Origin of the sequence: Pseudogulbenkiania sp. MAI-1 (genome assembly GCF_000527175.1) — a bacterium.
Lineage (GTDB): Bacteria > Pseudomonadota > Gammaproteobacteria > Burkholderiales > Chromobacteriaceae > Pseudogulbenkiania.
Map to the genome: position 1 here is coordinate 1,649,505 of NZ_AZUR01000001.1, position 22,635 is coordinate 1,672,139.

The window sequence follows — 22,635 nt, forward strand, 5'->3', positions numbered from 1 at the left end:
TCGTGATCTTCCGTATTCCCAAACGTTTTCTGCCCTACCTGCTCGCCGTCGTGCTCGGGATGATGCTGGCCACCGGCTACGCCACCTACCGGGTGAGCGAGCGCAGCGGCATCGAGGCGCTGGCTGACAGCGGCACGCGCCAGCTGGAGCTGCACGCGCGTGGGCTGGAGAGCGAGATCGACAAATACACCTTCGTGCCGAACATCCTCGGGCTGGAGGAGCGCATCCTCAACGTGCTGACTTCGCCCGATCCGTTTCCTGGCCCGCAGGCCTTGGCCAACCGTTATCTGGAAGAGTTGAACCAGCAGACCTCGACCAGCACTATCTACGTGATCAACACCGAGGGGCGGGTGCTGGCGTCGAGCAATTGGCGCCGCGCCGACAGCTACGTCGGCGAGGACCTGTCGTTCCGCGACTATTTCCAGCAGGCGCTCAAGGGCGGGCAGGGGCGCTCCTACGGCGTCGGCACCACGCGCGCCGAGCCCGGCTACTACCTGGCGCAGGGGCTGAAGAAGGACGGCAAGATCATCGGCGTGGCGGTGGTCAAGGTGCGGCTTGACCAGCTCGAGCCGAGCTGGCAGTGGGCCGATACCGACGCCTTCGTCAGCGACGAGAACGGCGTCATTATCCTGGCCTCGGAGCCGGAGTGGAAGCTGCACACGCTGGGGCAACTGTCGGCGGCGCGGCGCGAGGAGCTGGCGCGCAGCCTGCGCTATTACTGGGCTCCGCTGCCCTTGTTGCAGGTGGCGCAGCGCCAGACGCTGGGGGTCGGGCTGGAACGCTGGTCGCTGCAGATGCCCGGTGCCAGCGCCAAGAGCGACAAGCACCCGACCGACTTCCTGGCGCAGACACGCGCTCTGAAGGACACCTCGTGGAAGCTGACCCTGCTGACCCCGCTCAAGACGGTGCGCAAGACGGCGCTGAGCAACGCCGCGCTGGCGGTGGCGAGCTTCGCCATCCTGGTGATCGTGCTGGTGGCGTGGAACGAGCGGCGCAAGGTGCTGGCGGCGCGGTTTGCCGCGCGCGAAGCGCTGGAGCGTGCCAACAGCCAGCTGGAGCGCAAGATCGCCGAGCGTACCGCTGATCTGATTGCCAGTAACGACCGGCTCAAGGCCGAGATCCGCGAGCGCCAGCTGGCCGAGCACACGCTGCGCAAGGCACAGGACGGGCTGGTGCAGGCCGGCAAGCTGGCGGTGATCGGGCAGATGTCGACCAGCATCGCGCACGAGCTCAACCAGCCCTTGGCCGCGCTGCGCACGCTGTCGGGCAATACTATGAAATTCTTGGCGCGCGGCAAGCTGGAGACCGCGTCGGCCAACCTGCAGACCATCAACGAGCTGGTCGAGCGCATGGGCAAGATCACCACGTCACTGCGCTCGTTCGCACGCAAGTCGACCGAGCCGATCGGCGAGGCCAGCGTGCTGCAAGCCGTGGACGCGGCACTGTTCCTGCTGCAGCCGCGCCTGGCCAGCCCGCCGGTCAAGGTAGTGCGCGAGCTGGACGACTGCCGCGTGCTGATCGACCAGACCCGCCTCGAACAGATCCTGGTCAACCTGATCGGCAACGCCCTCGATGCGATGCAGACCTGCCCGCGGCGTGAACTGCAGCTCTCACTGCATCTCGACGGCGGCAGCTGCCGGCTGTCGGTGCGCGACAGCGGGCCGGGGCTGCCGGAGGAGGTGCGCTCGCGGCTGTTCGAACCCTTTTTCACCACCAAGCCGGAAGGGCGCGGGCTGGGGCTGGGCCTGGCCTTGTCGGCCGGCATGGCCAGCGAAGTCGGCGGCTCGCTGATCGCGCAGAGCCCGGACGGCGGTGGTGCCGAATTCATCCTGACCCTGCCGCTGGCGGCAGTAAAACAGAACCATGACTGAAGAAGAATTGCTATCCGTCTTGATCGTCGAGGACGATCCCACCGTGCGCCTGGGCTGCGAGCAGGCGCTGCAGCTGGAAGACATCCCGGTCATCGGCGTGGACAGCGCCGAGGCGGCGCTCAAGCGCATCGGGCCGGATTTCGCCGGTATCGTCATCAGCGACATCCGCCTGCCCGGCATGGACGGCATGGAACTGATGCGCCGCCTCAAGGAGCAGGATCGTGCGCTGCCGGTGGTGCTGATCACCGGCCACGGCGACGTGACGCTGGCGGTGCAGGCGATGAAGGACGGCGCCTACGACTTCGTCGAGAAGCCGTTCTCGCCGGAGCGCTTGGTGGACGTGGCGCGGCGCGCGCTGGAGCAGCGCCGGCTGACGCTGGAAGTGGCGGCGTTGCAGCGCCAGTTGCACGGACGTACCGCGTTGGAGCAGCGCCTGATCGGCCGCTCGCCGGCCATCCAGCAGCTGCGCCAGCTGATCATGAACGTGGCCGACACGTCGGCCAACGTGCTGATCCACGGCGAGACCGGCACCGGCAAGGAGCTGGTGGCGAGCTGCCTGCACGAGTACAGCCGACGCAACGCGCACAACTTCGTCGCGCTCAACTGCGGCGGCCTGCCGGAGAACCTGTTCGAGAGCGAGATCTTCGGCCATGAGGCCAACGCCTTCACCGGCGCCGGCAAGCGCCGCATCGGCAAGATCGAGCACGCCAACAAGGGCACGCTGTTCCTCGACGAAGTGGAAACCATGCCGATCAACCTGCAGATCAAGCTCTTGCGGGTGCTGCAGGAACACAAGCTGGAGCGACTGGGCTCGAACCAGCTGGTCGACGTCGATTGCCGGCTGATCGCCGCCACCAAGGAAGACCTCGAGCAGTTGGGGCAGCAGGGGCGTTTCCGCTCCGACCTCTACTACCGTCTCAACGTGGTGACGCTGGAGCTGCCGCCCTTGCGCGAGCGGCGCGAGGACATCCCGCTGCTGTTCGAATCGTTCCTGCAGCAGGCGGCGCTGCGCTACGGCCGCGAGGCGCCCGAGGCCGACCGTCAGACGCTGTCGCGGCTGATGGCGCACGACTGGCCAGGCAACGTGCGCGAGCTGCGCAACGTCGCCGAACGCTTCGCGCTGGGGCTGCCAGTGTTCAAGGGCGCCGCCGCCGGCGACACCCCGCCGCCGAGCCTGGCCGAGGCGGTGGAGGCGTTCGAGAAGGCGATGATTGCCGAGGTGATGCGCCGCCATGACGGCAACCTGAGCCAGACCAGTATCGCGCTCAACATGCCGAAGACCACGCTGTACGACAAGGTGAAGAAATACGGGCTGTGAGCCGTGTCGAGGCTGGCCGAAGCGGGACTTAGGCCAGCCTCCATTCCTCTTTGCCGGTGGCGGCTGAGCCTCCGTGCCAATGAGCGTTCTAGCGATGAATTGAGCTGGCCGGCCATTGAACGCATAATGCGTCATTCTCATACCCATCAAGCATGAGCATCATGACTACCCCCAGCCACGACCCCGTCGCCGCCATCCTGGCCGACTACCCGGTGCTGATCCTGGACGGCGCTCTGGCCACCGAACTGCAGCAGCGCGGCTGCGACCTCAACGACCCCTTGTGGTCGGCGCGCATGCTGATCGAGCAACCCGAACTGATCCGCCAGGTGCACGAGGATTACTTCGCCGCGGGGGCCGACGTCGCCACCACCGCCAGCTACCAGGCCACCTTCGAGGGTTTCGCCCGGCGCGGCTACGACACCGAAGCGGCGGCCGGCCTGATGCGCCGTGCGATCACGCTGGCGGTTGAGGCACGCGACGCCTTCTGGAGCGATCCGGCTCACCGCCCAGGGCGTCCACGCCCGCTGGTGGCGGCCTCGGTCGGGCCGTACGGTGCGATGCTGGCCGATGGTTCGGAGTATCGCGGCGACTACGGCCTCAGCGAGCAGCAGCTGATGGATTTCCATCGCCCGCGCCTCAAGGTGCTGCTGGAAGCCGGTGCCGACCTGCTGGCCTGCGAGACCATCCCGTGCCAAGTCGAGGCACGTGCGCTGGCGCGGCTGCTGGCCGAGGAGTTCCCGACGGCGCGCGCCTGGATCAGCTTCAGCTGCAAGGACAGCGAGCATACCTGCCAGGGCGAGAAGCTGGCCGACGCGGTGGCGGAACTCAATGAGGTGGAGCAGGTGGTGGCGGTGGGGGTGAACTGCACCGCACCCGAGTACATCCCGTCGCTGGTGTTGGCGGCGCAGGCCGTCAGCCGCAAGCCGCTGCTGGTCTATCCCAATTCCGGCGAGCATTACGACCCCGAGCACAAGTGCTGGCACGGCCACGCCGACGCCAACCGTTTCGCCGAGGCGGCGCGCGGTTGGCACCAGGCCGGAGCCCGGCTGATCGGCGGCTGTTGCCGCACCACGCCGCAGGACATCCGTGCCGTGGCGGAGTGGGCGCGGCCATCTGCTGCGCAATGAGCCGGATGTTCTGTCCGGAGGCAAGGCCGGATGGCTAGCGCTGCGCAGCTCTACCTTTCAGGTAAGTGCGGTCGCCGAGGGTGGGCTAATTCGTTCTGCTTGAATTGACTCAATCGTCTATGCTGAATAAAAAAGCCCAATCGATCTGGTTGGGCTTTTTGTCGGGCATGCGGGTCGGATAGCCGGCGCTCAGGTCTGCAGCCGGTAGCCCACGCCCAGTTCGGTCAGCAGGTGCCTGGGCTGAGACGGGTCGTCCTCCAGCTTCTGGCGAAGGTGGCCCATGTAGATGCGCAGGTAGTGCGGGCGCTCCACGTAGTCCGGTCCCTAGGTATCGAGCAGCAGCTGGCGGTGCGTCAGCACGCGGCCCTGGCCCTTGATCAGCGCGGCGAGCAGGCGGTACTCGACCGGGGTCAGGTGCACCTCGGTACCGGCGCGGCGGGATGGGGCGCCAAGCTCGGCCGGAACCCGTGTGGCAGCAGGTCGCTGTCGCGAAAATGCACCGACATGGTGCAATGACAGCGGTTATATGAAATTTGTATTAACTGACACGTGATTTTATAAGGGGTTTTTGTATACTGTGTCCGCCCGACTGTGCCAGACCGAAGCGAAGCGGGCGGATGCAGCAATCAGGGGAGTGCGGCAGCGAGCCAGGCGGGGTGACACCGCCGCCGTTGCCGTGAAGAACAATAGCCGCAATGAGACACACAATATGAAATCCTTACGTACACGCATGATGGCTTTCGTCATCACGGTGGTGGTGGTGTTGGCCGCCCTGCTGTGTGGCGCCGCCTACTGGAAGATGCGCGACAGCCTGCTGGAATCGATCCGCAACGAGATCCACCAGGCCGTCACCGGCAAGACCAGTTTCGTCACCGAGTGGGTGCAGTCGCGCCAAGCCGTGGTGGCTTCGGTGCTGCCGCGCTTCGGCAGCGGAGAGCTGCAGCCGATGCTCGATCAGGCGCGTGATGCCGGCGGATTCGACGACATGTATGTCGGTCAGCCGGACAAGACCATGACGCAGTTCAGCAAGGCCGCACCGGTGCCGCCGGGCTACGACCCGACCGGCCGCCCGTGGTACAAGGCGGCCGCCGCCTCCGAAGAGGCCATCGCCTCACCGCCTTACATCGACGCTGCCACCAAGCGTCCGATCATCACCTTCGCCAAGGCGCGCCGCGACGGCGGCAACCTGGTGGCGGTGGCGGGCGGCGACGTCACGCTGCAGCGCGTGGTGGACGAAATCGTCTCGGCCAAGCTGCCCGGCGACGGCTACGCCTTCCTGATGACCCAGGATGGCCTGACCATCGCCCACCCGGCGCCGGATTCCGGCCTGAAGAAGATCACCGAGGTGATGCCGGGCTACGACCCGTCGGCCATCAGCAAGGATGGCCAGATCCAGCAGATCAGCCTGGACGGCAAGACCTACATGACCACGCTGCACCCGGTCGGCAAGACCGGCTGGCTGCTCGGCGTGATGGTGCCGCTGGCGGCGGCCACCAGCGAGCTCGATCACTTGCTGCTGCTGATGGTCGGCCTGCTGGTGGTGGGCGTGGTGATCGCCTCGGTGGTGGTGTACGGCGGCGTGGCGCGCATGATGTCCGGCCTGTCGCTGATGCGCGACGCCATGCGTGACGTCGCCAGCGGTCACGGCGACCTGACGCTGCGCCTGCCGGTGAAGTCGCAGGACGAAGTCGGCCAGATCGCCGAGGCGTTCAACCAGTTCATGGCCAAGCTGCGCGAGATGTTCCTGACCGTGCGCCACGAATCGCAGGCGCTGGCCGACGACGCCGCCCAGCTCAACCGTGTGGCCGAGCAGATCGCCGAGGATTCGCGCGTGCAGTCGGGTGAGCTGTCGTCCACCGCTGCCACCATCGAGGAAATCACCGTCAGCATCAACCACATCGCCGACCACGTCGGCGAGACCGAGTCGCTGGTGTCGGAGTCGCGCCAGAACTCGATCGATTCGTACCAGAGCATGGCCGAAGTGGCGCGCGAGGTGGAATCCATCGTGCACTCCGTGGAGTCGCTGCAGCAGGTGATGAACGGCCTGTCCGGCCAGTCGGAAGAGATCAAGGGCATCGTGGCGGTGATCCGCGACATCGCCGACCAGACCAACCTGCTGGCGCTCAACGCCGCGATCGAGGCGGCGCGTGCCGGCGAGCAGGGACGCGGTTTCGCCGTGGTGGCCGACGAAGTGCGCAAGCTGGCCGAACGCACCGCCGTCGCCACCGTGCAGATCGCCCAGATGATCGACCGCGTGATGGAGCAGACCGGCCAGGCCATCGCCCATGCCGACACCACCAACGCCCGCGTCGCCACCGGCGTGGCACTGTCGCGTGAGGCCGCCGGCAAGGTGGAGCGCATCAAAGGGCACGCCGAGGACATCTCGGTGCGCATGAGCGAGATCACCTCGTCCACCTCGGAGCAGGGGGTGGCCACCAACGAGATGGCGCGCAGCGCCGAGCGCGTCAACGCCATGGCGCAGCAGACCGACGCCTCGCTGCAGGATGCGCTGAAGACCATTCAGACGCTGGCGCAGCGCGGCGACGAGCTGCGCGGGCTGGTGTCGCAGTTCAAGTTGTGACGCGTACTTAGCACTGCGTCTGGCCTGGACGGCAACGCCCTGGTTTCCTGATGGAAGCCGGGGCGTTTTTCGTTGCTCCGGCTGGGTGTGGCGTCGTGGGCCGGGAGGCGTACGCGTCAGCTCCCGCCCAGCGCCTTGGCGATGGCGGCGCGCAGTTCCGGCACCACTTCGTCCTCGAACCATGGGTTGCCGACGAACCAGCGGATATTGCGCGGGCTGGGGTGGGGTAGGACGAACAGCTCCGGATGGTACTCACGCCAGGCCTTCACCGTATCGGTCAGCGTCTTCTTGCGCCGTGCGCCCAGGTGCCAGGCCTGCGCGTACTGGCCGATCAGCAGGGTGAGGCGAATCTCGGGCAACTGCTCGAGCAGGCGCCGGCGCCACAGCGCGGCGCACTCCGGGCGCGGCGGGGCGTCGCCGCTGCCCTGCTTGCCGGGATAGCAGAACCCCATCGGTACGATGGCGAGCCGGCCCGGGTCGTAGAAGGTGTCGCGGTCCATGTCGAGCCAGCGCCGCAGGCGGTCGCCGGAAGGATCGTTGAACGGCAGGCCGGTCTCGTGCACGCGCACGCCCGGCGCCTGGCCCACCAGGAGGATGCGCGCCGTCGCCGATGCCTGCAGCACCGGGCGCGGCCCCAGCGGCAGATGGGGTTCGCAGTGGCGGCAGGCCCGGACCTCGGCCAGCAGGGCGTCGAGCTCAGTCGTCATGCCCAATTGCTCCCCGTCACCGGCTGCCCGCCCGCTTGCCAGCGATCACCAGCCACACCCCGCCGAGAATGGCGACCGACGCCAGCACCAGGCGCAGCGTCAGCGGCTCGCCGAGCAGCACGACGCCGCCGGCCGCGGCGATGACCGGCACGGTGAGCTGCACCGTGGCCGCGCTGGTGGCGGAGAGCCCGCGCAGAGCGGTGTACCAGACGGCGTAGCCGACCCCCGAGGCCAGCGCGCCGGACAGCAGCGCGTACACGGTGCCGGCGGTGTCCCACGACGCCGCCGGCATCAGCAGCAGGCTCAGCGAGATCGCCAGCGGTACCGCACGCAGGAAGTTGCCGGCCGTCACCCTGGTCGGATCGCCCGCACCCTTGCCGAGCAGCGAATAGGCGCCCCAGGCCACGCCGGCCAGCAGCATCATCACCGCTCCCGCCAGCGGCGGGGCCGCCAAACCCGGCAGCAGCAGGCCCGCCAGCCCGCCCAGCGCCGCCACCAGTCCGACGAGCTGCCGGCCGCTCAATCGTTCGCCCTTGGCCAGCCCGACCCCGATCATCGTCGCCTGCACCGCGCCGAACAGCAGCAGGGCACCGGTGGCCGCTGACAGGCTGACGTAGGCGAACGAGAAGCCGGCGGCATAAAGAAACAAGGCCAGTGCCGAGCGCCAGCGGCCGCGGCCGACGCCGCTATCGCCGCGTAGGCGCACGATTAGCCACAGCACCAGTGCGCCAGAGACGAGCCGCAGCGTGGTGAAGGTGGCGGGGTCGATGGCGGTGTGCTTCAGTGCCTGGCGGCACAGCAGCGAGTTGCCGGCAAACGCCGTCATGGCCAGTACGGTGAGCGCGGCGACGCGCTGGCGCGAGAGCGGGGCGGTGGCTACGGTGGCAAGACTGGTCGACATGGAGGTTCCTCGCAATGAAGAATGCCCCATTGTAGAAGGAGTCGGACACAAAAGGTTGGCCGAACGGTTGTGTGCGCGGCCAACTTTGGTATGGGCTGGAGTCAGCGGTGGAAGCCGCCAACCGCTGTCAGATAGGTCGGGTTGAAACCGGCCAGCGCCTGTTTCAGTTCGGCGCTGGGCGAGCCGTAGATGACGAAGCGGGTCGGGGTCAGCAAGGCGAAGAAGCGATCGGCGAAGTGGGTGCCGAACGTGCTCAGGTGAATCAGCACCGCCGCCGAATCCTGGTAGCGCTCGTAGATGTGACAGGCCGTACCGTCGGCGCTGATGCTCCATTCGTAGTTCAGCGTGTCGGGCTCGTTGGCCTGGGTGACGTCGATCATGTCGCTCATCAATTGGTGGAACTCGCTGCGCTTGCCGGGCTGGATGGCCAGCTCCAGCAGCCAGTACACCTCGTGGTTCATATTCTTCTCCTTGTGGCTATTGCGGCGCCCTGCGCCCGCCTCAGCGGGGGGATGTCCATCCCGTCGCTCTCCTCGTTCTGCCCTAACGATAGCGCACGCGACTCTGCGCCGCGCCGGATCGCGTACAATGCCGCATCGTTTTTTTCGACTCCCCCTACAGGACGCGAATCGTCATGGCAAAAAAAGACAAGGATCTCGATCCGGAAACCCGCGCATTGCTGGAGTGGTGCGCCGAGGTCGAAGCCCTTCTGGTGGCCGCCGGCGCCACGCCACGCGAGGCGCAGGAACATATCGAGGAACAGGCCGAGTGGTACACCGACCAGTTCTACGACGGGTTGACGCCGGAAGAGGCAGCCAAGGCGGCACTGAATGATTGAGCGACAGGGCAAGGGCGGCATGGAGCGCGTTGCCGTCATCGACTTCGAGACCACCGGGCTGAGCCCCGGCGTCGGCTGCCGCGCCACCGAAATCGCGGTGGTGCTGCTGGAGCATGGCCGGGTGACAGGCCGCTTCCAGAGCCTGATGAACGCCGGGGTGCGGGTGCCGCCGGAGATCGAGCGGCTCACCGGCATCAGCAACGCCATGCTGAAGAGCGCGCCGCCGGCCGACACGGTGATGCGCGAGGCCGCCGAGTTCGTCGGCGACACGCCGCTGGTGGCGCACAACGCTGCGTTCGACCGCAAGTTCTGGGACTTTGAGCTGGCCCGGCTGGGCCACACCCGCAAGCAGGACTTCGCCTGCACCCTGCTGCTGGCGCGGCGCCTGCTACCGGCGGCGCCCAATCACCAGCTCGGCACGCTGACGCGCTGGGCCGGCTTGCCGGCCACCGGACAGGCGCACCGCGCGCTGGCCGACGCCGAAATGGCCGCCAACCTGATGGGGCACCTGGCGCAGGTGCTGCGGGCCCAGCATGGTGTGGGTCACGTGTCGCATCAGCTGCTGTGCGGGCTGCAAAAGGTGGCGGCGAAGCAGGTGCCGGAGTATCTGAGGCGGATGGCGCAGGGCTGAGGTGCCGTGGTTGGCGGTGGGGCTCATGGCCTCATGCTGGGGTACGCCAGCCGTTTGGCGTCGGTCGTCAAGTCGGAACGACGTGATCGTTGGGCCGCTCAGCTGATCCGGACTGGGGTAGCAGAGTGTCCAGCGGCAAGGGGTGGCCGAAGTAGTAGCCCTGGAACTCGTCGCAGCGGTGCTGGCGCAGGAAATCGGCCTGCTCTTCCGTTTCCACCCCTTCGGCAATGACCGACAGTCCCATGGCGTGGGCCATGGCGATGATGGTGACGGTGATGGTGGCATCGTCGGGGTCGGTGGTGATGTCCTTGACGAAGGAGCGATCGATTTTCAGGCTATCGATGGGAAAGCGTTTGAGCTGGTTCAGCGAGGAATAACCGGTGCCAAAGTCGTCCAGCGAGATCCGCAGCCCCAGCGCCTTCAGCTCCTGCAGCGTGGCGATGGTGGCCGCCGGGTTGACCATGGCCAGGGTTTCGGTGATCTCCAGTTCCAGCAGGTGGGGCGGCAGGCCGGTTTCGGCCAGCACCTGACGGCACAGGGCCACAATGTCGTCGTTGTGGAACTGCCGGACGGAGACGTTGACCGCAACGCTGACTCCTGGCCAGCCAGCCTCCTGCCAGGCCCGGCAATGGGTGCAGGCGGTGCGCAACGCCCAGGCGCCGAGAGGAACGATCAGGCCGGTTTCTTCGGCCAGTGGGATGAACTGAGCCGGCGGCACCAGGCCATTTCCCGGCCGCTGCCAGCGTATCAGGGCCTCGGCGCTGAGAAGGCGGCGACCGTCCTGCGCGAACCGGGGCTGGTAGTGCAGGGTGAATTCTTCGTTCCTGAGCGCCTGCTGCAGGGCCGTCTCCAGTTCCAGCCGCTCCATCGCGTGCAGGCTCATTTCCGGCGTGTAGAAGGCAACGCCGTGGCGGCCCTGGCTCTTGACGCGGTACATCGCGGCGTCGGCGTTGCTCAGCAGTACTTCCGCATCTTCGCCGTCCTGGGGGTAGAGGCTGATGCCGATGCTGGGGGTGATCAGCAGGTCGTGGCCGCCTACGTTGAAGGGTTGGGTAAACACCTGGATCACCCGTTCGGCGACGCGGCCGGCGGCGTCGCTGTCGTCAAGATTGGCCGCCACCAGCACGAACTCGTCGCCGCCCAGGCGCGCCACCGTATCCATGTCGCGCATGCACCCCTTGAGGCGACGGGCCACTTCCTGAAGTACGCCATCGCCGATGCCGTGTCCCAAGCTGTCGTTGATCGTCTTGAAGCGGTCCAGGTCGAGCAGCAGGATGGCAGCGAGCATACCGTTGTCGCGTGCCAGCTCCAGCGTGCCGGTCAGCCGGCTGGCCAGGTGGCTGCGGTTCGAGAGACCGGTCAGCGAGTCGTAGTTTGCCTGGTATTCCAGCTGTCGTTGCTGGCGCAGGCGCTCGCTGACGTCGCGCAGGACCAGCTGGATCCCTGGCACGCCAGCGTCGCCCCTGACCGGCACCGCATTGATCTCGAGCGACAGGGCGCGGCCCTGCTTGTCCCGGACTTCCAGTGCCGCACCCTTGAGCGGCCGACCCTGCAGGACTTGATCGAGGGCGGCGGCGAAGGAGGTCTGCTCGCTCTCGGCCAGCAGCGTGGCGATGGGCTGGCCGGTGAGTTCGCCATTCCGGTAACCGGTCATGCTTTCCGCCGCCGGCGAGGCATAGAGCACCAGCCCGCTCTCGTCGGTGAGCACGATGCCGTCGAAGCTGACTTCGACCAGGCTGCGGAAGCGGGCCTCGGACTTGCGCAGCGTATCACGCGAGACGGTGGTCTTGCGCAGGCGATGCACCATGTGGTTGAAGTCCCGTGTCAGCTCGGCCATCTCGTCGGCGGTATTGGTATCGACCTGAACGTCGAGGTCGCCCTCGGCTACCCGCCTTGCGGCATCGCGCAGTCTCAGCAGCGGTGCGCTTAGTCGCCGCGACAGCCGCGTACCGACGGCCAGTGCGATCAGCGCCAGCACCGGCAGGCCTAGCCCGCCCAGCAGCAGAAAGCGCTGGATGAGCGCGTGCCAGGTGGCGGCTATCTGCCCATCCTGCCGTGCCAGTGCCTGTTGCAGTGGGTGGTCAGACCAGAGGATGGCGCCGTAGCCTATCACCTGTCCGTCGGACGAGACGATGGGGAAGCGGCTGAGCCGGTGGCTGCCGGCCGTGGCGCCGGTGCCGAGGTGCGTGCCGTAGGCCGGGTTGGCGGCGCTGCCGTCGGTCAGCACCTTGCCACTGGCATCGGCGACCAGGAATTGCTCGATGGGTAGCTCGGCCTTCATCCGCCGGATGCGCTTGTTGATGTAGTCGATGTCGAGCTGGTAGAGCGGGTTGAAGAACTCCCTGCCGATATAGGCGGCCAGTTGCCTGCGCTCGGCCTGTTGCTCCTGGATGTAATCGGCATGCAGCTGCTGTTTCAGGCGGTCGCGCAGAGACGCCCCGTCCGAAAAGACGATAGCCGCCATCGCCACCAGCAGCAGCGACAGCGCGGCAAAACAGGTGCCGCCGATATAGAGCGCATAGCGGCGACCAAGTGCGGCGCGATGCTTCATCGTCCAGAAGTCGCCACGATGCGTCTGACGTAATCAAGCGATTCGCGGTCGGCGGGCGTCATCCGCTCGACGCGCTTGATGTGGTCTGCCTCCAGTGCCTTCAAGCCATCGGGTTGTCCTTCCATCCCCAGCAGTGCCGATTCCACCGCCTGCCGCAGCCGAGCAGGGGTGCGGGGAGCGAAGCACGCCAGCCAGCGCAGTATCGGCCGGGTGCGGTGGATGACGCGCAGTTCGGCCTGTAGCTTGGCAGGCAGCTTGTCCCAGTCGTTGTTGTTGAAGGCGCCGGCATCGGTGCGCTTCTCGGCAACCAGGAACGCCTGGTTGAGTTCTTGCTCGGCAAAGACGTAGCCGACGCTGTTGGCACCGGCCTGGGCCTTGGGGACGGCGGTCAGCCCCTGCAAGGCCAGTTCGGCCCGCGGCATGACGAAGGCCGAAGTGGAGTAGGGGTCTTCGAAGGCGATGGCTTTGCCTTTCAGGTCGTTTAGCGACTGGATGGCGCTATCGCGACGCACGAAGAACAGCGTGTGGTAGGTACGCACCCCCTTGCGCCAGAACAGCAGCGAGGACGGTTCCGCCCCCGCCAGCTCATTCAGCTTGATGATCGTGTAGGCGCTGCCCAGCACCAGGTCCACCTCGCCGGCCTTGAGCTTCCGGGCCATGGCCGCAGGGTCCTGGGCCACCACGGTTTGCCCCTCGTTGATGCCCAGCGACGAGAGCTGGCCCGCCAATTGTTTGGTCAGCGGCGTCATTTTGGCGATGGCGCCCTGCGGGTTGTCGCTGACGATGCCAACGCGCAGTGTCGGGCCATTGGCCAGGGCACGACCGCCGCTGGTGATGAGTGCCAGCGCCAGCAGCAGTCCTTGCAAGGTTTTTGTCAGGGTCATATTGTTGTTCCATGCAGCCGGAGCGTTGCTTGTTTTCATGCACACGGCAGAAACAGGCAACCATATAACAACGAGGGAACGGAGTCTATCGCCGCGATGACGAAAGGGTCTTTCGGGCGGCGGTATGAGCCGTTGCGGGTTGGGATGAGGATGGCCCCATCCGTCTTTGCCGTCCGGCAAAGGCTTTGTCGTCGTGATGTGGGGGAGACGGGCGATGATTGGCTATCGCTTCACCCTGCCCGTTTGCAGGCAGCGTCCAGCCGCAAGTTCGGCGCGTTGACGCGCCGGGACGGCCCGCGGCTATCGCCTAAAAGCCTTGCGGCCAGACCCGGTGCTATCCGGACTGGCCGCAAGGCTTATTGTCATGGGGAAGGGGGCATTTATTCGGCCGGTCCCGGTGTGGTGGGTGGCGTGTCGGCGGCGCCGGGTGGCAGGCGGTCGATGAAGAGCGTGCCGTTCAGGTGGTCGACCTCGTGCTGGATGATGCGGGCGTGGAAACCTTCGGCCCGGCCCTCGACCGGGCTGCCCTGGAGATCCTGGGCGCGGTATCGGATGGCATGCCAGCGCGGTACCTGCTCGCGGCGCCCCGGGACGCTGAAGCAGCCCTCCCAGTCCTCCTCCAGCTGTCCGGATTCGGGGGTGATTTCCGGGTTGATCAGCACCGTCGGCGGAATCTCCGGCGCGCCGGGTGCGCGTTCGCCACCGGCGTAGGCGAACACGATGACGCGCAGCGGCACGCCGATCTGCGGTGCCGCCAGCCCCACCCCGTTGCCGGCGAACTGGGTGTCGAACATGTCCTGCACCAGGTCATGCAGTTCCGGCGTGTCGAACGCGGTCACCGGTGCCGCATGCTGGCGCAGCATCGGGTGGTCTTGCGGGAGGAAGTCGCGTTTCATGGTGTTGTCTTCAATAGGGGGAGGGTGCCTCCAAGCTTGAAAACGATAGCGCAAAACCCGTGCGCTGCGCCACCAGGCAATCCATGGTGAGCCCTCACGGCGGAGCGGTTTCGTCTCCCGCTTCGGCCGGCCTCGCCCCCAAGGCCAGCCGCCCCTTTTCTGCCGCTCTACCTCAGATCACCCACATATCGGTGAAGACGTTCACCGGCGTGGCCATGAGCTTCTCGGCGTCGTTGCACAGCGCGAAGATCGCCGCCTGCTGCTTGGCCGGGAAGCGGCGCGCCAGGTTGGTCTTGAACTTGGCCTCCAGCAGCGGGATGCCCTCGGCGCGGCGGCGCTGGTGGCCGATTGGGTATTCGCACACCACTTCGTCGAGCACGCTGCCGTCGTTCAGGGTGACGGTCAGCGCATTGGCGATGCTGCGCTTGTCCGGATCGTGGTAGTCGCGGGTGAAGGCCGGGTCCTCGGCGCACTCGATCTTGCCGCGCAGCACGTCGATGCGCGGGTCGGCGGCGACGTCGTCCTCGTAGTCGGCGGCGGTCAGGCGGCCGAAGATCAGCGGCACCGCCACCATGTACTGGATGCAGTGATCGCGGTCGGCCGGGTTCGCCAGCGGCCCCTTCTTGTCGATGATGCGCAGGCAGGCCGCGTGGGTGCGGATGGTGATCCGTTGGATGTCGGCAGCGGACTTGCCCAACTCGGCCAGCTTGCCGTGCAGCGTCATCGCGCACTCGACGGCGGTCTGCGCATGGAACTCGGCCGGGAACGATATCTTGAACAGCACCTTCTCCATCACGTAGCTGCCGTAAATCTGGTTATCAGACCTGCGTTGGAACGTGAACGGCTTGCCCTTGAACAGTACCTCGTAGAAGCCCCAGGTTTTGGCCGTGAGCACGCTGGGAATGCCCATCTCGCCCTTCAGGCTGAACAGCGCCAGTCGCACCGCGCGGCTGGTGGCGTCACCGGCCGCCCACGACTTGCGCGAGCCGGTGTTCGGGGCGTGGCGGTAGGTGCGCAGGCTCTGGCCATCGACGAAGGCCTGACTCACGGCGTTGACGACCTCTTCCTTGCTGGCGCCCATCAGCCTGGCACAGACGGCGGCGGATGCCACTTTCACCAGCACCACGTGGTCGAGGCCGACCTGGTTGAAGCTGTTCTCCAGCGCGAGACAGCCTTGGATCTCGTGTGCCTTGATCATGCCCTCCAGCACGTCCCGCATGGTCAGCGGCGTCTGGCCGCGGGCGAGGCGCTCGCGCGAGACCCAGTCGGCGGTGGCGAGGATGCCGCCCAGGTTGTCGGAGGGATGCCCCCACTCGGCGGCGAGCCAGGTGTCGTTGAAGTCGAGCCAGCGGATCATCGCGCCGATGTTGAAGGCCGCCTGCACCGGGTCGAGCTGGAACTGGGTGCCGGGCACCCTGGCGCCGTTGGGCACGACGGTGCCCGGCACGATCGGCCCCAGCAGCTTGGTGCAGGCGGGGTAGGACAGCGCTTCCAGTCCGCAGCCCAAGGTATCCATCAGGCACAGGCGGGCAGTGTTCCAGGCTTCGGCGGAGTCGATGGCGTAATCGGCGACGTAGTCGGCGATGTCGACGAGAACCTGATCGGCGTCGGGGCGAATATTGGAAACAGGGGCAGACATGCGTTCCTCCTTGCGCGGATATAGCGCCAGTCGCCGTCCTTGCGCCAGGGGGCGGCACAAGGACGAGCCGGGTTGACGCTGCCGCACGGCAAGCAGGCCCGATCATCCGCCTCGGCCAAGTGGCCGAAACTGGGTGAACGGACCGTCGCTGTCTTACAGTGTAGCCCGCCTGCTGCCCTGGCTCGTGCTCAGAACGCGTCGCCCGGCACCCTCACCCAGCCTTCCATCAGCACGCGGGCGCTGCGGCTCATGATGGCCTTGGTCACGGTCCACTGGCCGTCGATCTGCCTGGCTTCCGCGCCGACACGCAATGTGCCGGAGGGGTGGCCGAAGCGCACCGCCTGGCGCTCGCCGCCGCCGGCAGCCAGGTTGACCAGCGTACCCGGTATCGCTGCCGCGGTGCCGATGGCCACGGCGGCCGTGCCCATCATGGCGTGGTGCAGCTTGCCCATCGACAGCGCGCGCACCAGGAGGTCGATCTCGTCCGCCTTGATCTCTTTGCCGCTCGAGGCGGTGTAGTCGGTGGGGGGGGCGACGAAGGCAATCTTCGGCGTGTGCTGGCGCGTGGCGGCCTCTTCCGGCGACTTGATCAGGCCCATCTTCAGCGCGCCGGCCACGCGGATGGCCTCGAATTTCGCCAGCGCGGCGGGGTCGGTGTTGATGTCCTCGCGCAGCTCGGTGCCGGTGTAGCCGATGTCGGCCGCGTTGACGAACACGGTGGGGATGCCGGCGGCAATCATGGTGGCCTTGAGAGTGCCGACGCCGGGCACCTCCAGCTCGTCCACCAGCTTGCCGGTGGGGAACATGGCGCCGCCCTCGTCGCCGTCATCGGACGGATCGAGGAATTCCAGCACGATCTCCGCGGCCGGGAAGGTCACGCCGTCCAGCTCGAAATCGCCGGTCTCCTGCACCTGGCCGTTGGTGACCGGCACGTGGGCGATGATGGTTTTCTGGATGTTGGCCTGCCAGATGCGTACCACGCACACGCCGTTGTCCGGAATGCGTGCCGGGTCGACCAGGCCGGCATGGATGGCGAAGGCGCCGGCGGCGGTGGAGAGGTTGCCGCAGTTGCCGCTCCAGTCCACGAAAGCCTTGTCGATGGCGACCTGGCCGTACAGGTAGTCCACGTCGTGGTCGGGCTGGGTGCTTTTCGACAGGATCACGCACTTGCTGGTGCTGGAGGTGGCGCCACCCATGCCGTCGATGTGGGCGGAGTAGGGGTCGGGGCTGCCGATCACGCGCATGAACAGCTTGTCGCGCGCCGGGCCGGGCACCTGGCAGCGTTCCGGCAGGTCCTGCAGGCGGAAGAACACGCCCTTGCTGGTGCCGCCGCGGATGTAGGTGGCTGGAATGCGGATCTGGGGAAGATGAGCCATGGTGAGTCCTGACAAAATCATGCATAGGATGGGTGAAGCGTAGCGTAACCCATCATCCTGAAGTGGGTGGGTATGGCCTGTCGGCCGCCCCCACCCGGTCTGTTCAAGGCCGGTTGCAAGGCTGCCGTCAGGCGCTGGCACCTTCCAGGAAGTCCTTGGCGAAGCGCTGCAGCACGCCGCCGGCTTCATAGATCGACACTTCTTCCGCGGTGTCCAGACGGCAGGTCACCGGCACCTGCACGGTCTCGCCGTTCTTGCGGTGGATCACCAGCGTCAGGTCGGCGCGCGGCTGGCGCTCACCGATCACGTCGTAGGTTTCGGTGCCGTCGAGGCCCAGGGTCTTGCGGGTGACGCCTGGCTTGAACTCCAGCGGCAGCACACCCATGCCGATCAGGTTGGTGCGGTGGATGCGCTCGAAGCCTTCGGCGACGATGGCTTCCACCCCCGCCAGGCGCACGCCCTTGGCGGCCCAGTCGCGCGAGGAGCCCTGGCCATAGTCGGCGCCGGCCACGATGATCAGCGGCTGCCGGCGCTCCATGTAGGTCTCGATGGCTTCCCACATGCGCATCACCTTGCCGTCCGGCTCCACGCGTGCCAGCGAGCCGCGCTTCACCTCGCCGTCTACCACGGCCATCTCGTTCACCAACTGCGGGTTGGCGAAGGTGGCGCGCTGCGCCGTGAGGTGGTCGCCGCGGTGGGTGGCGTAGGAGTTGAAGTCCTCCTCCGGCAGGCCCATTTTCGCCAGGTATTCGCCGGCGGCCGAGTTGGCCAGGATGGCGTTGGACGGCGACAGATGGTCGGTGGTGATGTTGTCCGGCAGCAGTGCCAGCGGACGCATGCCCTTGAGCGTGCGCTCGCCGGCCAGTGCGCCTTCCCAGTACGGTGGGCGGCGGATGTAGGTGGACATCGGGCGCCAGTCGTACAACGGGCTCTTGGCTTCTTCCACCGCGCCCAGATCGAACATCGGGATATAGATCTGCTTGAACTGCTCCGGCTTCACGCAGCGCGCCACGATGGCGTCGATTTCCTCGTCGCTCGGCCACAGGTCTTTCAGGGTGATGGCCTTGCCGTCCTTGTCGTAGCCCAGCGCATCCTGCTCGATGTCGAAGCGGATGGTGCCGGCAATGGCGTAGGCCACCACCAAGGGCGGCGAGGCCAGGAAGGCCTGCTTGGCGTAGGGGTGGATGCGGCCGTCGAAGTTGCGGTTGCCGGACAGCACGGCGGTGGCGTACAGGTCGCGATCGATGATTTCCTGCTGGATTTTCGGGTCCAGTGCGCCGGACATGCCGTTACAGGTGGTGCAGGCGTAGGCCACGATGCCAAACCCCAGTTTTTCCAGCTCCGGCAGCAGGCCGGCTTCTTCCAGATACAGCTTGGCCACCTTGGAGCCGGGCGCGAACGAGGTCTTCACCCACGGCTTGCGTACCAGCCCCAGCGCATTGGCTTTCTTCGCCAGCAGACCGGCCGCCACCACGTTGCGGGGGTTCGAGGTGTTGGTGCAGCTGGTGATGGCGGCGATGATCACCGCGCCATCCGGCAGCAGACCCTGGGCTTCCTCGGCGCGAGCCGCCTGCAGCTTGGCTTCGTCGGCGATGCCGCGTTCGGCCAGGGCCGAGGTCGGCAGGCGCTTGTGCGGGTTGGAGGGGCCGGCCATGTTGCGCACCACGCTGGACAGGTCGAACTCCAGCACGCGTTCGTACTCAGCGTGGGCCAGGCTGTCGGCCCACAGGCCGGTGAGTTTGGCGTAGTTTTCCACCAGCGCCACCTGCTCCGGTTCGCGGCCGGTGAGCTTCAGGTAATCGATGGTCTGCCCGTCGATGTAGAACATCGCGGCGGTGGCGCCGTATTCCGGGCACATATTGGAGATGGTGGCGCGGTCGCCGATGCTCAGCTTGGCCGCGCCGTCGCCGAAGAATTCCACCCAGGCGCCGACCACGCGCTCCTTGCGCAGGAACTCGGTGAGCGCCAGCACGATGTCGGTGGCGGTGATGCCGGGCTGGCGCTGGCCGGTGAGTTTCACCCCGACGATGTCCGGCAGGCGCATCATCGAGGCGCGGCCCAGCATCACGGTTTCCGCTTCCAGTCCGCCCACGCCGATGGCAATCACGCCCAGCGCGTCCACGTGCGGGGTGTGGCTGTCGGTGCCGACGCAGGTATCGGGGAAGGCCACGCCGTCGCGTGCCTGGATCACCGGCGACATCTTTTCCAGGTTGATCTGGTGCATGATGCCGTTGCCCGCCGGGATCACGTCCACGTTCTTGAACGCGGTGCGCGTCCAGTCGATGAAGTGGAAACGGTCCTCGTTGCGGCGGTCTTCAATGGCACGGTTTTTCTCGAACGCCTCCGGATCGTAGCCCCCGCATTCCACTGCCAGCGAGTGATCCACGATGAGCTGGGTGGGGACCACCGGGTTCACCTTGGCCGGGTCGCCGCCTTTTTCGGCGATGGCGTCGCGCAGGCCGGCCAGGTCGACCAGCGCGGTCTGGCCCAGGATGTCGTGGCACACCACGCGTGCCGGGTACCAGGGGAAATCCAGGTCGCGGCGGCGTTCGATCAGCTGCTTCAATGCGTCGGTCAGCAGTGCCGGGTCGCAGCGGCGTACCAGCTGTTCGGCCAGTACGCGCGAGGTGTACGGCAGCTTGTCGTAGGCACCGGGCTGGATGGCGTCGACCGCCGCACGCGTGTCAAAGTAATCCAGGGCGGTGCCGGGCAGGGGTTTGCGGTATGCGGTATTCATGGTGTCGAGGCCCGAGGGTGAAATTCTGTGTCAGCGGGGCGGCTCGCCGGCCGCCTCCGTCCATGTTTCAGCCAGCCTGCCGGTACAGCCGCGCCGGCAGGTGGTGGCGATCCGCTCCCGACATCTTCATCCGCCTTGGAAGCGGTCATGAGGATGCCGGTGCCGGGCGGGCCGCGGCGCGCCCGGCTGGAGGGGGGTGTCAGCGCTGGCTCAGCGGCACGAACGGCTGGTCTTCCGGGCCGATGTAGTTGGCGGACGGACGGATGATCTTGCCGTCGATGCGCTGTTCGATCACGTGCGCGCTCCAGCCGCTGGTGCGGGAGATGACGAACAGCGGGGTGAACATCGCGGTCGGCACGCCCATCATGTGGTAGCTCACGGCCGAGAACCAGTCGAGGTTGGGGAACATCTTCTTGATGTCCCACATCACCGTCTCCAGGCGCTCGGCGATGTCGAACATCTTGGTATCGCCGGCGGCCAGCGAGAGTTCGCGCGCCACTTCCTTGATCACCTTGTTGCGCGGGTCGGCGATGGTGTAGACCGGGTGGCCGAAGCCGATCACCACTTCCTTGCGCTCGACGCGGGCCTTGATGTCCGCCTCGGCTTCGTCCGGGTTCTCGTAGCGCTTCTGCACCTCGAACGCCACCTCGTTGGCGCCGCCGTGCTTGGGGCCGCGCAGCGCGCCGATGGCGCCGGTGATGGCGCTGTACATGTCCGAGCCGGTGCCGGCGATGACGCGGGCGGTGAAGGTGGAGGCGTTGAACTCGTGCTCGGCGTACAGGTTGAGCGAGGTGTGCATGGCGCGTACCCACTGCTCGGACGGCTTCTCGCCGTGCAACAGGTGCAGGAAGTGGCCGCCGATGGAGTCGTCGTCGGTTTCCACCTCGATGCGCTTGCCGTTGTGGCTGAAGTGGTACCAGTAGAGCAGCATCGAGCCCAGCGATGCCATCAGACGGTCGGCGATGTCGCGCGCGCCGGCCATGTTGTGGTCGTCCTTCTCCGGCAGCGCGCAGCCCAGCGCCGAGACGCCGCTGCGCATCACGTCCATCGGGTGGGCGGCGGCGGGCAGTGCCTCCAGCACCGCCTTCACCGAGGCGGGCAGGCCGCGCAGCGATTTCAGCTTCTTCTTGTAGCCGGCCAGTTCCGCCTGGTTCGGCAGCTTGCCGTGCACCAGCAGGTAGGCCACCTCCTCGAATTCGCAGTGGGCGGCCAGGTCCAGGATATCGTAGCCGCGGTAGTGCAGGTCGTTGCCGCTGCGGCCGACGGTGCACAGCGCGGTGTTGCCAGCGGCCACGCCGGACAGGGCGACCGATTTCTTCGGTTTGGCGGTAAGAACGACTTCACTCATTTCCTTCTCCTCTATGTAAAGGCAATGTGGGGCGGCCTGCGGTTTATTCGATGAGTCTTCGGGCCAACCCGATACGGTCTGTGATTACTTGTCCTGGCTGAACAACGCATCCAGCTTCTGCTCGTAGGCGTGGTAGCCGAGGTGGTCGTACAGCTCCATGCGCGTCTGCATCTTGTCGATCACGTTCTTCTGCGTGCCGTCCTGGCGGATCGCGCTGTACACCTCCAGCGCCGCCTTGCTCATGGCGCGGAATGCCGACAACGGATAGAGCACCAGCGACACCCCGTTGGCGCCGAGTTCCTGCGTGGTGTAGAGCGGGGTGGAGCCGAACTCGGTGATGTTGGCCAGCACCGGCACCTTCACGGCATCGGCAAACTGCTTGTACATCGCCAGATCGGTCATCGCCTCGGGGAAAATCATGTCGGCGCCGGCTTCGACGCAGGCCACGGCGCGCTCGATCGCTGCCTCCAGGCCTTCCACCGCCAGCGCGTCGGTACGCGCCATGATCACGAAGCTGTCGTCGCGGCGTGCATCCACCGCCGCCTTGATGCGGTCGACCATCTCGTCCTTCGGCACGATGGCCTTGTTCGGGCGATGGCCGCAGCGCTTCTGCTGCACCTGGTCCTCGATGTGCACCGCGGCCGCGCCGGCCTTCTCCAGGCTGCGGATGGCGCGGGCGATGTTGAACGCGCCGCCCCAGCCGGTGTCGATGTCCACCAGCAGCGGCAGTTCGGTCACCTCGGTGATGCGGCGCACGTCGATCAGCACGTCTTCCAGCGTGGTGATGCCAAGGTCGGGGATGCCGCACGAGCAGGCCGCCACGCCGCCGCCGGAGAGGTAGAGCGCCTTGAAGCCGGCGTGCTCGGCCAGGCGGGCGGCGTAGGCGTTCACCGCGCCCATCACCTGCAACGGTTTTTCCTGCTCTACGGCCTGTCTGAAGCGGTTTCCCGGGGTTTGCATCGCACGTTCTCCTTGGCGTCGTCTGAGTGAGTGAGCCGATTCTAGCAAGTGCTTGGTTGGTTTGTAAAGGGTGACAAACCCTCAAGCCATCATCCTTAACCAGAGGGTAGACGGTATGGGCGTCCACCGCCGGATAAATCGCAGATCGGGATGCGGCGGGCCGGTCATGACTCGGAAGGAGGGATGCCGGGATGGCGGTCGTCAGGCCGAGGGAAGGCCGGTTGGGTCAGTCCCGGCGTGGTGGCTACGACCGGTTTGTCCTCCCCGCAG

Annotated in this window: 18 protein-coding genes; 6 read left to right on the top strand and 12 right to left on the bottom strand. The window is 66.6% G+C overall.

Annotated features, from left to right (window positions below):
• The first annotated feature begins 2 nt into the window (after window positions 1-2).
• From PSEMAI1_RS0107660 to mmuM, 3 genes are all read left to right on the top strand, one after another.
• A complete protein-coding gene (locus PSEMAI1_RS0107660; RefSeq protein ID WP_232219861.1) occupies window positions 3-1,871 on the top strand; it encodes an ATP-binding protein in 1,869 nt (622 codons plus the stop codon).
• The gene (locus PSEMAI1_RS0107665; RefSeq protein WP_024302312.1) at window positions 1,864-3,189 is read left to right on the top strand and encodes a sigma-54 dependent transcriptional regulator; all 1,326 of its coding nucleotides are present in this window, start codon (window positions 1,864-1,866) and stop codon (window positions 3,187-3,189) included. Before PSEMAI1_RS0107660 ends, PSEMAI1_RS0107665 begins: the two co-directional genes overlap by 8 nt.
• Before the next feature lie 161 nt (window positions 3,190-3,350).
• Entirely contained in the window at window positions 3,351-4,316 is a 966-nt protein-coding gene (gene mmuM / locus PSEMAI1_RS0107670; RefSeq protein ID WP_024302313.1) for a homocysteine S-methyltransferase, read from the top strand.
• A gap of 189 nt (window positions 4,317-4,505) precedes the next feature.
• Here the strand turns inward: mmuM and PSEMAI1_RS22475 are convergent, their stop codons facing one another.
• Complete coding sequence (locus tag PSEMAI1_RS22475; protein ID WP_369793185.1) at window positions 4,506-4,628, bottom strand: winged helix-turn-helix domain-containing protein; 123 nt, start codon at window positions 4,626-4,628, stop codon at window positions 4,506-4,508.
• Window positions 4,629-5,025: 397 nt separating this feature from the next.
• On the opposite strand from PSEMAI1_RS22475, the gene PSEMAI1_RS0107680 reads away from it, so the two are divergent.
• Window positions 5,026-6,897 carry a methyl-accepting chemotaxis protein gene (locus tag PSEMAI1_RS0107680; RefSeq protein ID WP_198019590.1) on the top strand — a complete coding sequence of 624 codons (1,872 nt, stop codon included), beginning with the start codon at window positions 5,026-5,028 and terminating at the stop codon, window positions 6,895-6,897.
• Window positions 6,898-7,013: 116 nt separating this feature from the next.
• Here PSEMAI1_RS0107680 and PSEMAI1_RS0107685 read toward each other — a convergent pair whose 3' ends face one another.
• From PSEMAI1_RS0107685 to PSEMAI1_RS0107695, 3 genes are all read right to left on the bottom strand, one after another.
• Window positions 7,014-7,604, bottom strand: a complete 591-nt coding sequence (locus PSEMAI1_RS0107685; RefSeq protein WP_024302315.1) for a uracil-DNA glycosylase family protein — start codon at window positions 7,602-7,604, stop codon at window positions 7,014-7,016.
• A gap of 16 nt (window positions 7,605-7,620) precedes the next feature.
• The gene (locus tag PSEMAI1_RS0107690; RefSeq protein WP_024302316.1) at window positions 7,621-8,505 is read right to left on the bottom strand and encodes a DMT family transporter; all 885 of its coding nucleotides are present in this window, start codon (window positions 8,503-8,505) and stop codon (window positions 7,621-7,623) included.
• 101 nt (window positions 8,506-8,606) lie between these two features.
• A complete protein-coding gene (locus PSEMAI1_RS0107695) occupies window positions 8,607-8,966 on the bottom strand; it encodes a putative quinol monooxygenase (protein WP_024302317.1) in 360 nt (119 codons plus the stop codon).
• Window positions 8,967-9,139: 173 nt separating this feature from the next.
• Here PSEMAI1_RS0107695 and PSEMAI1_RS0107700 point away from each other — a divergent pair, with 173 nt between their 5' ends.
• Both PSEMAI1_RS0107700 and PSEMAI1_RS0107705 read left to right on the top strand, forming a co-directional pair.
• Window positions 9,140-9,343 (top strand): hypothetical protein, encoded by a 204-nt coding sequence (locus PSEMAI1_RS0107700; RefSeq protein WP_024302318.1) that lies wholly within the window; start codon window positions 9,140-9,142, stop codon window positions 9,341-9,343.
• Window positions 9,344-9,362: 19 nt separating this feature from the next.
• The gene (locus tag PSEMAI1_RS0107705) at window positions 9,363-9,974 is read left to right on the top strand and encodes a 3'-5' exonuclease (protein ID WP_024302319.1); all 612 of its coding nucleotides are present in this window, start codon (window positions 9,363-9,365) and stop codon (window positions 9,972-9,974) included.
• Between the two features lie 67 nt (window positions 9,975-10,041).
• On the opposite strand, the gene PSEMAI1_RS0107710 is transcribed toward PSEMAI1_RS0107705, so the two are convergent.
• From PSEMAI1_RS0107710 to prpB, 8 genes are all read right to left on the bottom strand, one after another.
• Window positions 10,042-12,525: an EAL domain-containing protein gene (locus tag PSEMAI1_RS0107710; protein WP_024302320.1), complete on the bottom strand. Its 2,484-nt coding sequence runs from the start codon at window positions 12,523-12,525 to the stop codon at window positions 10,042-10,044.
• A complete protein-coding gene (locus PSEMAI1_RS0107715) occupies window positions 12,522-13,409 on the bottom strand; it encodes a phosphate/phosphite/phosphonate ABC transporter substrate-binding protein (RefSeq protein ID WP_024302321.1) in 888 nt (295 codons plus the stop codon). Before PSEMAI1_RS0107715 ends, PSEMAI1_RS0107710 begins: the two co-directional genes overlap by 4 nt.
• A 380-nt stretch (window positions 13,410-13,789) precedes the next feature.
• Window positions 13,790-14,305, bottom strand: coding sequence for a peptide deformylase (gene def, locus PSEMAI1_RS0107720; RefSeq protein ID WP_024302322.1), 516 nt, complete (start codon window positions 14,303-14,305; stop codon window positions 13,790-13,792).
• Between the two features lie 172 nt (window positions 14,306-14,477).
• Entirely contained in the window at window positions 14,478-15,944 is a 1,467-nt protein-coding gene (locus PSEMAI1_RS0107725) for a bifunctional 2-methylcitrate dehydratase/aconitate hydratase (protein WP_024302323.1), read from the bottom strand.
• A gap of 188 nt (window positions 15,945-16,132) precedes the next feature.
• On the bottom strand, window positions 16,133-17,320 hold the full coding sequence (gene prpF, locus PSEMAI1_RS0107730) for a 2-methylaconitate cis-trans isomerase PrpF (protein ID WP_024302324.1): 1,188 nt from the start codon (window positions 17,318-17,320) through the stop codon (window positions 16,133-16,135).
• A 127-nt stretch (window positions 17,321-17,447) separates the two neighbouring features.
• On the bottom strand, window positions 17,448-20,057 hold the full coding sequence (gene acnD / locus PSEMAI1_RS0107735) for a Fe/S-dependent 2-methylisocitrate dehydratase AcnD (RefSeq protein WP_024302325.1): 2,610 nt from the start codon (window positions 20,055-20,057) through the stop codon (window positions 17,448-17,450).
• A 199-nt stretch (window positions 20,058-20,256) separates the two neighbouring features.
• Entirely contained in the window at window positions 20,257-21,405 is a 1,149-nt protein-coding gene (prpC, locus tag PSEMAI1_RS0107740; protein ID WP_024302326.1) for a 2-methylcitrate synthase, read from the bottom strand.
• A gap of 84 nt (window positions 21,406-21,489) precedes the next feature.
• Window positions 21,490-22,365, bottom strand: coding sequence for a methylisocitrate lyase (prpB, locus tag PSEMAI1_RS0107745; protein WP_024302327.1), 876 nt, complete (start codon window positions 22,363-22,365; stop codon window positions 21,490-21,492).
• Between the last annotated feature and the right edge of the window lie 270 nt (window positions 22,366-22,635).